11 protein-coding genes are annotated in these 13,830 nt (G+C 43.3%); 10 read left to right on the forward strand and 1 reads right to left on the reverse strand.

Features of this window, described 5'->3' with window-relative positions; translation table 11 throughout:
- The coding region (gene rpmA / locus RWS24_RS07635) for a 50S ribosomal protein L27 (RefSeq protein WP_314366496.1) at positions 1-254 on the forward strand (254 nt) is incomplete at its 5' end.
- Positions 255-504: 250 nt separating this feature from the next.
- Positions 505-1,860 (forward strand): vWA domain-containing protein, encoded by a 1,356-nt coding sequence (locus RWS24_RS07640; protein WP_314366497.1) that lies wholly within the window; start codon positions 505-507, stop codon positions 1,858-1,860.
- A gap of 94 nt (positions 1,861-1,954) precedes the next feature.
- Here the strand turns inward: RWS24_RS07640 and RWS24_RS07645 are convergent, their stop codons facing one another.
- Entirely contained in the window at positions 1,955-2,695 is a 741-nt protein-coding gene (locus tag RWS24_RS07645; protein ID WP_314366499.1) for a hypothetical protein, read from the reverse strand.
- Positions 2,696-2,931: 236 nt separating this feature from the next.
- Here RWS24_RS07645 and RWS24_RS07650 point away from each other — a divergent pair, with 236 nt between their 5' ends.
- The 8 genes from RWS24_RS07650 to RWS24_RS07685 all read left to right on the forward strand — a co-directional run bounded on the left by RWS24_RS07650 (position 2,932) and on the right by RWS24_RS07685 (position 13,829).
- Positions 2,932-5,730, forward strand: coding sequence for a glycoside hydrolase family 3 N-terminal domain-containing protein (locus RWS24_RS07650; RefSeq protein WP_314366500.1), 2,799 nt, complete (start codon positions 2,932-2,934; stop codon positions 5,728-5,730).
- Between the two features lie 284 nt (positions 5,731-6,014).
- A complete protein-coding gene (locus RWS24_RS07655) occupies positions 6,015-7,976 on the forward strand; it encodes a peptide ABC transporter substrate-binding protein (protein ID WP_314366502.1) in 1,962 nt (653 codons plus the stop codon).
- A gap of 113 nt (positions 7,977-8,089) precedes the next feature.
- The gene (locus RWS24_RS07660; protein ID WP_314366503.1) at positions 8,090-8,947 is read left to right on the forward strand and encodes a GNAT family N-acetyltransferase; all 858 of its coding nucleotides are present in this window, start codon (positions 8,090-8,092) and stop codon (positions 8,945-8,947) included.
- 119 nt (positions 8,948-9,066) lie between these two features.
- On the forward strand, positions 9,067-9,969 hold the full coding sequence (locus RWS24_RS07665; RefSeq protein ID WP_314366505.1) for a LysR family transcriptional regulator: 903 nt from the start codon (positions 9,067-9,069) through the stop codon (positions 9,967-9,969).
- 3 nt (positions 9,970-9,972) lie between these two features.
- Entirely contained in the window at positions 9,973-10,440 is a 468-nt protein-coding gene (gene lspA, locus RWS24_RS07670; protein WP_314366507.1) for a signal peptidase II, read from the forward strand.
- Positions 10,424-11,320, forward strand: a complete 897-nt coding sequence (locus RWS24_RS07675) for an RluA family pseudouridine synthase (RefSeq protein ID WP_314366509.1) — start codon at positions 10,424-10,426, stop codon at positions 11,318-11,320. The genes lspA and RWS24_RS07675 overlap by 17 nt, the downstream gene beginning before the upstream one ends.
- A 115-nt stretch (positions 11,321-11,435) precedes the next feature.
- A complete protein-coding gene (proB, locus tag RWS24_RS07680; protein ID WP_314366511.1) occupies positions 11,436-12,545 on the forward strand; it encodes a glutamate 5-kinase in 1,110 nt (369 codons plus the stop codon).
- Positions 12,546-12,566: 21 nt separating this feature from the next.
- A complete protein-coding gene (locus RWS24_RS07685) occupies positions 12,567-13,829 on the forward strand; it encodes a glutamate-5-semialdehyde dehydrogenase (RefSeq protein ID WP_314366513.1) in 1,263 nt (420 codons plus the stop codon).
- Position 13,830 lies beyond the last annotated feature (1 nt).

Consider the following 13,830-nt stretch of genomic DNA (forward strand, 5'->3'; position numbering starts at 1 on the left):
ACAAAAAAGGTGGAGGTTCTACATCTAACGGACGTGATTCACAAGCGAAACGTCTGGGAGCTAAAGCAGCTGACGGGCAAACCGTAACAGGCGGCTCTATCCTTTACCGCCAACGCGGCACTCACATCCATGCAGGTGTCAACGTTGGACGCGGCGGAGATGATACTTTGTTCGCAAAAGTTGAAGGCGTAGTACGCTTTGAACGCAAAGGACGCGATAAGAAACAAGTTTCTGTTTACCCAATCGCTAAATAATTAATAAGAAATCCCCATGCTCGGATATTGAGCATGGGGATTTCTTATTAGAGACGGCACGATAAAGCATTTATTTAATAATTCATGATGATGCTCATCAATTTTAGCATACAAACTCTGATAATATTCTAAAATTTTAATTTTTAGACTAATAAATATCTGAAATCGCTTGCAGTTCCTATTTTTTTATGTTATTCTATATAAAATAGATGCAATCATGTTTCTAAATCTAAAAAGATAAGGAGAAATTATGGAAAAAGAATCATTTAAACTTCCAGGCTTTTCATTGTATAAATTGAAAGTTGGATTAGCATCAGCAACTCTTCTATTTGCCTTTTCACAAGCTTCGCATGTTTTTGCAGACCAGGTTGGTACACCACCTTCATCAAGCAGTATAGCAAAAACTGAAGCAGTAAGGTCTCCGATTGAAGCTGCTGGTACTGAAATTGCTGCTGATACGACGAAACCTGTTGTTGAAGAATCTGCAGCGAAACCAGGAGATTTGATTGATGTCTCAAAAAATGTATCACCTGTTGATGTCAAAGAAAGTCAAGAAGGCAATCAAACAGTCCGTGTAGAAACGTCGACTGTTGATGTTACAAAGACAGAAGTGGCTCCGGCAAAGGTTGATAAGGCGCCAGAGCCAATAACTAGACGTACTGAAAATACTTTATCTGGCACAGATGAAAATGGGAATCCCTATACGCAGTATGAGCGAGTAGATAAGACTACAACTATTACCTACACCTCAACGCCACCAACTGTGACAAAAGCTGGTTCAGCTGATATTGTATTTGTTGTCGACCGTTCAGGATCCATGGGTGGCACAATTGATATTGTTCGTGCAAATATTAATGAATTTGTGCGAAATATTACTAAAGAGGGGATTACAGCACGTTTTGGCTTGGCAACATTTAGTGATGAAGTCTACGGCCGTAATTCTGGCAGCAAAGATGAAGATACGGTTCTAACACGGTTTGGGTCATCTTATTTTACAACTGATCCGGCTGAGCTCGAAAAAGCGTTAGCTGCGATTCGTATAGCGAGTGGAGGAGATACTCCAGAAACACCGACTCCTGCCCTGAACCAGATTATTTCGACCTATGATTGGTCTAAGTCATCTAAAAATAAGAAATTTGTCGTTTTATTAACAGATGCTGAAATGAAAGAAGACCCTTCAATTCCAACGGTTGCTGATACACTTGCGGCTTTGAAAGCTGCTGGTATAGAAAGAACCGTAGCAACGGTAAAAGCGATTGAGGGAATTTACAAAAATTTTGCAACAGAAGGCAGAGTGCTTGATATCGAAAATAACTTAGCTGATGCTCTAACAAAAGGAACCACTTCATGGATTGTTGAAAGTGTCAATGAAGCTCGTTACTATACAATCATAAAAGATAGTTATCAATTCTATCTTGAACGTCGTACTACAATGCCTACATCTACCGTCTATCATGTTCAAGCACCAACACTTTTGGCCAAATCTGAACAGTCTCTTCCTAAAACAGGAAGTAGCGAAAAGGCAGTCTATAGTGTTGTGGGGCTTGGTTTGCTTCTGACTGGATTGGGGCTAGGTATTAGTGTAAGAAAATCAGAAGAACAATAACCATCTGCTAAAAAATGAATTTCCCATTAGAGGGGTTTTGAATAAAACAAACACCAGAAACGAAGACATACGTCCTCATTTCTGGTGTTTTTCATTATGGTGTAACTTCTTCGTCTTTTATATTGACAACGCCATGCCAATTAGTATAATAGGTCTTTCCTTTGTAGTCGAAAGAACCTTGCCTCAAAAGATCGCCATACTCGCTAAAGTAATAGTAGTACTTGCCAATCTTATAAAGTCCGTTTTCATAAGGTATTCCATCTTCACCAAAGTAATAAGTATATTCAGAGTAACTAACAAATCTGTTTTTAACCATTTCTCCGTAAGAATCAAAGAAGTATTGCTTGCCATCTACACTGTAAAGATTGATGACCCTTCGTCCTTTTTCGTCAAAATAATAGACCTTACCTGTTGGGCTAGTATAGAAAGAGTTTTTTAGATTCGTCGGAATTTGTTCTCCTGGATCATCCCGAACTTCGTATATAGATCTATTAGGATCAAGTGCATAGTATTTACCCTTGTAAAGAACGATTCTATTTCTAATCCTTTCACCAGTTTCTTCATCAATAGAGCTAGGAAGGTCACGCTTAGGAGCTTCCGGAACCTTGATAGGTCCTGGATCATCAAAGATAGTAGGGTCGTCCTCAATATCTGGTACACTAGGATCGTAAATACCAACTTCACGTCTAGAAACCCAGTCAGGGATTGACTTGTTCTCCGCTCGAACTGTTCCAGTGGAAATCAAAGCAGCGGCTAAAGTCGCAGCAGAAGCCAGGGAAAGCCCCAGCCAGTAGCGGCGGTTGAGCATTACTTTAGTCTTCTTTTCTTGTCTCATAGCAAATCCTTTCTATGCAACTGTTAGCACAAGATAAAAGAATCTTGTTTTTAACAGTTAGGTTATGTTATTTCTATAAAATTATACCTCTGTAACATTTCTATAATATTGTAATACTATTTCATTTTTATAGAGATTGTATTACTAATTGGTGATAAAAACAAACAATCATTAGATAATATGTAAACGTTTACAAACATCGTTTTTTGTGCTATTATTATAGGGATGAAAGGAGAATGCCTATGATGAAAAGGTATAAATTGCTATTGGCGCTTGCCTTATCATTACTAGTTTTTTGGCCATTGGGAGCCATAAAGGCAGATACGGCTAATCAGTCGCCGGAATCTGCTAACCAGTATGAACAAGCAAGTGCTGCAGTCGTAACAGACTCTTCTGATAGTAGTGCAGGGGCTAGGGGCACACCAAGTCAGGATAGTCAGATTGTTACAAAAGCTCTTCCGGTCTCTGATGCTTCGGCAGTTGCAGCTACTGAAACGGCTGCTTCAAGCCAAGCTGCCAATGCAGAAAATTCGGTGGATAATCCTGCCAAACCAGCGACTGCCCAACCTGCAGAAGTTTCCTCAGGTGCCAATCAAGCTCAAGGTCAGGCGGCGACTGATGCGCCACCAGCTTCTAAGAGAGTACAGCAACTTGTGTCGGATATGACACTTCGTCAGAAAATTACCCAGATGCTGATGCCGGACTTCAGAAAATGGCAGCAAGAGGGCCAAGCCTCCCAGTCCGATATGACGGAGCTTAATAAAGAAGTGGCAGAAGCGGTTGATAAATACGATTTTGGCGGTGTCATTCTCTTTGCTGAGAATGTGAAAGGAACTGCTCAAACCTTAGCCTTGACGCAGGCCCTGCAGCAAGCAGCTATCAGTAACCAAGCTAATAATGGCAAGTTGCCGCTCTTGCTCGCGATTGACCAAGAAGGTGGTATTGTCTATCGCTTGGGCAGTGGGACTGCTCTTCCTGGCAACATGGCAGTTGGTGCGACGCGTGATCCAGAATTGGCTAATCAAGCAGGTCAAATTATTGGACGGGAGCTATCGGCTCTAGGTTTGAATGTCAACTTTGCTCCTGTTTTTGATACGAATAATAATCCGCAGAATCCAGTTATTGGTTTGCGGTCCTTCTCTTCAGACCCTAAGGTTGTTGCTCGCCTGGGAACGGCTATGATGGAGGGGATTCAGAAATATAATGTCGCAGTAGCGGCTAAGCATTTTCCTGGTCATGGTGATACGGCGGTGGATTCTCACACTGGTCTGCCTCTGGTAGATAAGTCCTATGCGGAATTAGAAGCGCTGGAGTTGCTGCCTTTCAAGGCTGCCATAGACAAAAACGCTGATATGCTGATGACAGCCCATATTCAGTATCCTCAGATCGAAAAAGACACGGTTATATCTAAGCAAACTGGGGAAACTATCTATATCCCTGCTACCTTGTCTGATGACATTATTACAGGCATTGTTCGCAAAAAGTTTGGTTACAAGGGTGTAGTAGTATCTGATGCTATGGGAATGGATGCGATTGCTAAGAACTTCGGAGAATCTGAAGCAGCTATCATGGCAATCAAGTCAGGTGTAGATGTGGTGCTGATGCCAACTGTCTTACGTAGTAAGAGTGATTTAGCTAAAATCGATAAGATTATCAATGATATTGAGCTAGCGGTTCAGAGAGGCGATATTCCAGTCAGCAGATTGAATGAGTCTGTGACCCGCATCTTGAACCTAAAAGAAAAACGGGGTATTTTAGACTTTAATCCATCTGAGCGAACTCAAGCCAAGGCTGAAGCAACTGTTGGCTCAGAGCTAAACAGAGATACCGAGAGAAAAATCGCTGCTAGTGCAGTGACGGTAGTTAAAAACGATGATACTGTTCTTCCTTTTAAGGTCAAATCTGGCGACAGAATTTTGCTGTTAGCAGCTTACGACGATGAAGTGCCTGGACTAGAGTTGGGCGTCAAGCGTCTGATAGCAGACGGAGTGATTCCGGCAGGTGTCACATATGAGGCGCTGAACTACAGCAAGACAACCAAGTTGGAAGATTTGAAAGGAAAGATTGACCAGGCTACTCACATTGTCCTGATTTCTGAAATTGGACGGCAATCTCAACTAGCCGGCGATTTCTGGTTGACAAGAGTTCCGACAGAAGTCGTGGACTATGCAAATGCAACTGGAAAACAGGCAGCTGTCATGAGCATTTCCAAACCTTATGATGTGGCGAATTATCCTAATGCCAAGGCTATTGTAGCAGTTTATGGAAACAAGGGAATGGATCCGACTGAGTCTCTGAAACCGGACAATGCTTTTGGTCCTAATATCCCAGCTGGAGTGGAAGTGATTTTCAATGGTCAAAAACATGTTGGAACGCTACCAGTAAATGTGCCGCGTATCAAGGATGGCATCATGTCTGAGACAGAGGTAGCCTATCCTATCGGGCATGGTCTCTTTTATACCGATCCAGTTAAGGATATCAAAGTCAATGTCCCTGCATCTGCTCAGCTAGATCAGCCTTTTACTGCTACCGTTACCCTGAGTAGACTAAACGGTCTAGAGAAAAATGACTACCGTCTTGCCCTTAAGATGGATACTCAGCGCTTCAGCATTCTCCCTAGTCCAGACTATACCATCTCTGGTGATACTGTTCTGATTTCTAAAAAAGCCAACGATACCAATCCAGTTCAGATTGGCTTGAAAGGCTTAGTAGAAGGTCAATTCAGACCAGTACTTTCCCTGACCTTGATTGATGGTCAAAATAGAGAATTCAGCATGGGAGAAGATTATTACAAGGAGATTGTTCAGATTACTGCAGCTAGGCAGAGCATGGTCCCAGGTAAACAAAATCCTCCGCAGTTGAGTTTGCGTTCTGTTGAACCTGTAAGTCCTCGTCGGCAGCTAAGTCAGCAGGCTCCGCAGGTAAGTCAGCTTCCTAAAACAGGAGACAGCAGCAGTTTGTTCTTAGTCTTGCTGGGTGCCTTGTTCTTGTTTGGAGTTGTCTATCTGTATGGCTTATCATACCGAAGACTATAAGAAATAAAAAATGAGAATACAGCAGTAATGCTTTCGTAGCTTTACTTATTCTTGATAAAATAACAAAAAGGAAGATTCCACAGCAACTTTGCAGTAAAAGCGGATTCTTCCTTTTTTATTTAGAAATTTGCAGAAAGGCAGTAACGGAAAGCTTTGTGAGCTTGCTAAAAGTACTCACCCTTAGATATTTTACTCAACTGTCATCGGTTTGCTATTTACTTTTTATACGTTTTTTGGTATAATAGTTCATGTTATAAAATATAACATCAAAGGAGGTTCTATCCATGAAAGCATCTAAATGGCTGATTGCGACTGGAGTTGTACTGAGTGCCGGGCTATTGCTGACGGCTTGTAGCCAGTCTTCATCTAGCACAAATAATTATACTTACGTTTATAGTTCAGACCCTGACAGCTTGAACTATCTTGCTACAAACCGTGCAACGACAGGTGATGTCATTTCCAACCTTGTCGATGGACTTTTTGAAAATGACAAGTATGGGAACTTGGTTCCCTCTATCGCCAAGTCATGGACAGTTTCTAAGGATGGTCTGACCTATACTTATAAGCTGCGTGATGATGCTAAATGGTACACATCCGATGGTGAAGAATATGCAGAAGTAAAAGCCCAGGACTTTGTGACTGGCTTGAAGTATGCAGCGGATGAAAATTCAGAAGCTATTTATCTAGTTCAGGACTCTGTGAAGGGCTTGGATGCTTATATCAAGGGTGAAGATAAGAATTTCGACAATGTTGGTGTCAAGGCTATTGACGACCATACCCTGCAATACACTCTGGCTCGCCCTGAGCCTTACTGGAACTCTAAAACAACCAGCACGATTCTTTTCCCAGTCAATGAAGAGTTTCTGAAAGCAGAAGGAAGCAATTTTGGCTCTGTCAAGCCATCTAGCATCCTCTATAATGGTCCTTACTTGCTCAAGTCTCTGACTTCCAAGTCTGTGATGGAATTTGTCAAAAACCCAAATTACTACGACAAAGACAATGTCACTCTGGATAGTATCAAGCTGACCTATTACGATGGAAATGATCAGGAAGCCCTGATTCGTAACTTCAGCGATGGCGTTTACAGCACAGCTCGTCTCTATCCGAATAGCTCTGGCTTTGCCTCAGTCAAGAAGAAATACGCGGACAATATCGTATACAGCCCGCAGGATTCTACTTCTTATTATTATAATTTCAACTACAACCGTCAGTCCTACAATCATACTTCTAAAACAACAGACGCTCAAAAATCTGCTACTAACGAAGCGATCATGAACAAGGATTTTCGTCAGGCCATCAACTTTGCCTTTGACCGTACATCTTACGGTGCACAAGGGAATGGTGAAGACGGAGCGACTAAGGTCTTGAGAAATACCTTGGTACCACCTAGTTTTGTCCAAATTGGCGACAAGGATTTTGGAACTGTTGTTGGGGAAAAATTAGTTAATTATGGCAGCCAATGGCAAGGAATTGACCTCTCTGACGCTCAAGATCCTTACTACAATCCTGAAAAAGCTAAGGCGAAATTTGCAGAAGCGAAGCAAGCCTTGCAGGCTAAAGGAGTTGAATTCCCGATTCACTTAGATATGCCAGTGGATCAGTCTAGCACGATTGGCGTTCAATGGGCTAGCTCAACCAAGCAGTCTATCGAATCGGCTCTTGGAGCGGAAAATGTCGTCATTGACCTGCAAAAGATGAGCACAGACGATCTTAATAATATCACCTATTTTGCTAACTCTGCTGCTCAGAAAGACTATGATATGTCTACTGGTGGCTGGACTGGTGACTACCAAGATCCATCTACTTACCTTGATACTCTTAATATCAAGAACGGCGGAAGCTTGCAAAACTTTGGATTTGAACCAGGTCAAGACAATGATAAGATAAAAGAGCTAGGCTTGGATACTTATACTAAGATGCTGGAAGAAGCCAATGCAGAAACCAATGATGTGCAACTGCGTTACGAAAAGTATGCAGAAGCGGAAGCTTGGTTGCTAGATAGCGGCTTGATTATCCCGACTGTTTCACAAGGAGCAACGCCGTCGGTTACTAAATCAGTGCCATTTACAAAGGCCTATTCACCAGTTGGTGTCAAAGGTTCAGCATACAACTTCAAGCTGACCCAGCTTCAGAAGGATGTAGTAACGACCAAAGAATACGAAGCGGCTAAGAAAAAATGGAAAGAAGAAGCTACTGCGGCAAATAAAAAAGCCCAGGATGAACTTGCTGACCACGTTGAAAAATAAAAAAACAATTAACTAAGCGAGATTGGGGCTGGATTTTTCCAGTCCCTTTTTGAATGACTTGACAGGGCTATTCGTGGTAGAATAGAAAGAAATACTGGAAAGAAGTGAGACAGATGCAGATAAGTATTTATAATGCATTACCTGAGAAAGAAAAGCAGGAATTGTTTGAATTAGTTCAAGAGTGTAATAAAGCAGACGGGGGCTATCGACTGCCCTATCTGGATAATAATTATAATGCAGTTCCTGAAATGCCAGCCTTCTTCTTGGCTGAGATGGATGGCCGAACCATCGGCTTTTTATCAGTCTACTCGGATGAGCCGGGCCAAGCAGAGGTGTCACTCTATGTCCTTCCAGACTATCGGCGTCAGGGTTTGGCTAATCAACTCCTGGCTGCTTTTGCAATAGTGGCTGACAAGTATGACTTGACCGAGATTGAGTATGTAGCAGAGCTGGTCTTTTTGAACGGTCAACCTGACTTTGCTAGAAGATTTGATTACCAAGCAGATGAAGCGGAAATCTGGCTGGCACAGCCTGCTCGAACTTTTCCTCTGGAAGAAAGAGAAGGGATAGAGGTCTTGCAGGGAAGTTTGGAATTGGCAGAGGAGATTGCAGCTTTCCAGTCCCAAGTCTTTGAGACACAGCTTGATGTTGCCTTGAAATACGCCAGAGAAGCCGTTAGCAGCGCATTCAGCTTGCTCTATATCCTGAAAAAAGATGGTAGAGTTATAGCTTCTGTGTCAGTTGATACGGATTTTGGCACCAATTATTTCTTTGGCTTGGCAGTTAATCAAGATTTTCAGGGGCAGGGGTTAGGGAGCTATCTTTTGCTTGCAAGTATACAGGATTTGAATAAGCGCAATGGACAGGAGTTTCAGATTGTCGTAGAAAAGCAGAATACCCGAGCTTTGAAACTTTATAAAAAACTAGGCTTCAAAGAGATGACAGAGGTTGTCTATCTAAAAGAAAAATAGTAAATTTTTCTAAGATTACTCATTAACTTAAAAGGAGAAACCGGCTTCTTACAGCTGGTTTCTTTTGTTCTGCCTTGGTTTATGGTATAATGAGACGATATGTAAAGAAGGAAAGTGTTATGAATATTCAACAATTGCGTTATGTGGTCGCCATTGCTAATAGTGGGACCTTTCGAGAAGCAGCGGAAAAAATGTATGTCAGCCAGCCTAGCCTGTCTATCTCTGTCCGTGATCTGGAAAAAGAGCTGGGCTTCAAGATTTTTCGTCGGACCAGCAGCGGGACTTTTTTGACTCGCCGAGGAATGGAGTTTTATGAAAAAGCTCAAGACTTGGTCAAGGGGTTTGATGTTTTTCAAAATCAATATGCCAATCCTGAGGAGGAGCGGGATGAGTTTTCTATTGCCAGCCAGCACTATGACTTTCTGCCGCCTTTGATTACCCAATTTTCTCAGACCTATCCTGAGTATAAGAACTTCCGGATTTTTGAGTCAACAACTGTACAGATTCTGGATGAAGTGGCGCAAAGCCATAGTGAAATTGGCATTATCTACCTTAATAATCAAAATACTAAAGGCATTATGCAGCGGGTGGAAAAGTTAGGCTTGGAAGTAATTGAGTTGATTCCTTTTCAGACCCATATTTACCTGCGGGAAGATCACCCTCTGACTCAGAAGAATGAGCTGGTCATGGAAGATTTAGCTGCCTTGCCAACTGTTCGCTTCACTCAGGAAAAGGACGAGTATCTCTATTATTCGGAGAATTTTGTTGATACCAGTGCTAGCTCACAGATGTTTAATGTGACGGACCGCGCGACTTTGAATGGAATTTTGGAGCGAACCGATGCTTATGCGACTGGTTCTGGCTTTTTGGACAGTAACAGTGTGAATGGTATTACTGTCATCAAGCTTCGTGACAATTTGGACAACCATATGGTCTATGTCAAGCGTGAAGATGTGGAGCTGACTCAGGTCGGGGAAGACTTTGTATCGGTTATGAAAGAGTATTTTGCACAGAAAAAATAAAGTATGAAAAGAAAAATTATTATTCCTTTTGCAGTCTTGGTTCTTATTGTTTTGGACCAGCTTGTTAAGTTATATATTGTCAGCGATTTTAAGCTGGGGCAGGTTAAGAGTTTCATTCCTCATCTGGTGAGTCTGACCTATCTTCAGAATACCGGCGCAGCCTTCTCCATGCTGGAAAATCAGCAATGGCTCTTTACTTTGGTGACTTTTCTGGTCATCGGCGGAGCGGTTTACTACCTCGTCAAGCACCTCCACGCCTCAAAGTGGATGTTGGCTGGGCTGACCTTGGTGATTGCTGGTGGTTTGGGAAACTTTATTGACCGGATACGTCAAGGTTTTGTCGTGGATATGTTTCAGTTAGATTTTATTAATTTTGCTATTTTCAATGTAGCGGATATGTATCTGACCTTTGGTGTAGCTATTTTACTGCTGATGATTTTGAAGGAAGAAAAAGATGGAAGTAAGAATTGAGGCTTCAGTAGTTGGTCAGCGATTGGACAAGGCGGTTGCAGAGCTGACGGACCTATCGCGGAGTTTGGCTAATGAGCAGATCAAGGACGGCAGGATTTTGGTCAATGGACAAGCCAAAAAAGCCAAATACGCTGTCAAAGAAGGCGACGTCATCTCTTATGAGCTGCCTGAGCCAGAAGTGGTTGAGTATGTAGCTGAAGATATTCCGCTAGAAATCGTCTATCAAGATGAGGATGTGGCAGTCATCAATAAACCTCAGGGAATGGTGGTTCATCCTTCTGCGGGCCATACCAGCGGTACGCTAGTCAACGCCCTTATGTACCACATCCAAGACCTCTCTGGCATCAACGGTGTCCTCCGTCCGGGGATTGTTCATCGGATTGACAAGGACACTTCAGGGCTTCTTATGATTGCAAAAAATGACCAAGCCCATGTGGCTCTGGCTGATGAGCTCAAGGATAAGAAATCCCTACGCAAGTATTGGGCTATTGTTCATGGAAATCTGCCTAATGACCGTGGAGTGATTGAAGCACCGATTGGTCGCAGTGAAAAAGACCGCAAGAAGCAGGCAGTGACTGCCAAAGGCAAGCCAGCTCTGACGCGTTTCCAAGTCTTGGAACGTTTTGGTGACTATAGCTTGGTTGAGCTTCAGCTGGAAACAGGACGAACTCATCAGATCCGCGTCCATATGGCTTACATTGGACATCCTGTGGCTGGAGATGAAGTCTACGGACCTCGCAAGACTTTAAAAGGTCATGGCCAATTTTTGCACGCGCGAACCCTGGGCTTCACCCATCCTAGAACTGGTGAAGTGCTGGAATTTACAGCTGAAGTGCCAGCTATTTTCCAAGAAACCTTAGAAAAATTGCGACAAGGATAGGTAGGTTTGTTCATTGTTAAAATACAAATTTTCCTTTGACCGCTTCAATCGCGGTCGTTTTTATTTTCTGTAAATCGTGGTATAATAAGACAATCTAGCAGTGAAGGAAAAGGAAATGAAAGCAAAGCGTATCGTATTTAAGGTGGGGACTTCGTCATTGACTAACGCAGATGGCAGTCTGTCACGCGCTAAAGTAAAGGAAATTACTCGGCAGTTGGCTCTTTTGCATGAGGCGGGGCATGAGTTAATCTTGGTCTCATCAGGAGCTATTGCGGCAGGTTTTTCTTCTCTGGGCTTTAAAAAGCGACCAACCAAGGTGGCGGATAAACAGGCTTCAGCTGCTGTTGGACAGGGCTTGCTTTTGGAGGAATATACAACCAATCTTCTTTTGAAGCAAATCATTTCTGCTCAGATTCTTTTAACTCAGGACGATTTTGCAGATAAGAGGCGGTACAAGAATGCCCACCAGGCCTTGTCTGTCTTGCTGAATCGCGGAGCTATTCCTATCATTAATGAAAATGACACGGTAGCCATCGAAGAGATCAAGGTCGGAGATAATGATACACTGAGTGCGCAGGTAGCAGCCATGGTTCAGGCGGACCTCCTGGTGCTCTTGACAGATGTAGATGGACTCTACACGGCCAATCCCTCTACCAATCCAGATGCTCGTCGACTTGAAAAGATTGAGAAGATTTCTTCTGAGTTGATTGATATGGCAGGCGGTGCAGGAACAAGCAATGGGACTGGCGGAATGCTAACAAAGATAAAAGCTGCAACGCTGGCGACCATGTCTGGAGTTCCGGTCTATATCTGCTCCTCGCTCAAGACTGATGCTCTGCTGGAAGCTACGGAGGAAACCAAGGATGGCAGTCTCTTTTTGGCCCAAGAAAAAGGTCTAAAAACGCAGAAGCAATGGCTAGCTTTCTATGCTAAAAGTCAAGGGGAAATCTATGTGGACCAAGGAGCAGCCGACGCTCTCAGAAATAAGGGAAAAAGTTTGTTGGTGTCTGGACTTGTATCTGTATCGGGGAGCTTTGCCTATCAAGATACGGTGACGGTTTACGAGGAAGGCAGCGGAGCTATTCTTGGTAAAGGGCGCGTGCGTTTTGGCAAGTCAGCTCTTAAAGATATGCTCAAGTCAAATAAACCTAAAGGTATTGTCATTCATCGGGATGACTGGATCTCTTTGACACCGGAGTTAAATGATTTATTTGCTGAATTTTAGAAGACAAGGAAAGGAGAAGCGATGACCTCAACACAAGCGATTTTTGAAAAGGTTCAGAAAGTTAAGAAGACGATTAATACGGCCACAACGGCTGAGAAAAACCATGCATTGGAAGAAATGGCAAAGCAGCTTTGGCTTTCTCGTGCGGACATTTTAGCAGCCAATGAATTGGATATGACTGTAGCAAAAAGTAAGATTTCAGATGTGATGCTGGACCGCCTCTATCTGGACGAGGATCGCATTGCTGCCATGGCTGAGGGCATTCGCCAGCTGATTGACTTGGAGGATCCTGTAGGGCAAGTCTTGGAAAGGACTGAGCTTGATAACGGACTTGTCATCAGTAAAAAGCGGGTGGCTATGGGTGTGATTGGGATTATCTACGAAAGCCGGCCTAACGTTACTTCAGACGCTGCGGCTCTGGCTCTAAAGAGTGGTAGCGCAGTCGTTCTCAGAAGTGGCAAGGATGCCTATCAGACTGCGCTAGCTATTGTCACAGCTCTGAAAGAAGGCTTGGCACAGACGGCTATTTCACCAGATTGTATCCAGTTGGTTTCTGATACCAGCCGGGCTTCCGCCCAGGCTATGATGAAGGCCAAGGGTTATCTGGATTTGCTCATTCCTCGTGGTGGGGCGGGACTGATTCAGGCAGTCGTAGAGAATGCGACTGTGCCGGTTATTGAGACAGGTACTGGAATTGTCCATGTCTATGTAGATAAGGATGCTAATCAGGATAAGGCTTTGGCGATTATTGAGAATGCCAAGACCAGTCGCCCTTCGGTCTGCAATGCCATGGAGGTACTGCTGGTTCACGAAGAGATTGCAGCTGCATTTTTACCTCGTTTACAGAAGATGCTGGTGACAGATCGTGATGCTGCACAAGAAAATTCTGTTGAATTACGTTTGGATGAGAAAGTGGCTCAGTATATCTCGGGCTCGCAAGCTAAACCAGAAGATTTTGATACCGAATTTTTGGACTATATCTTAGCGGTCAAGTTAGTTTCCTCGCTGGAAAAAGCGGTGGAGCATATTGAGGCTCACAGCACCCATCACTCGGATGCCATTGTGACGGAGAGCGATGCAGCAGCAGCTTACTTCTCAGAGCAGGTGGATAGTGCGGCTGTTTATGTCAATGCTTCAACCCGTTTTACAGACGGCGGTCAATTTGGCCTTGGCTGCGAAATGGGGATTTCTACTCAAAAACTGCATGCCAGAGGTCCTATGGGGCTGAAAGAGCTGACCAGCTATAAATACGTCATCCAAGGAACTGGTCAAGTGAGGAAATAAT

This window comes from uncultured Streptococcus sp. (assembly GCF_963528215.1).
Taxonomy (GTDB): Bacteria; Bacillota; Bacilli; order Lactobacillales; family Streptococcaceae; genus Streptococcus.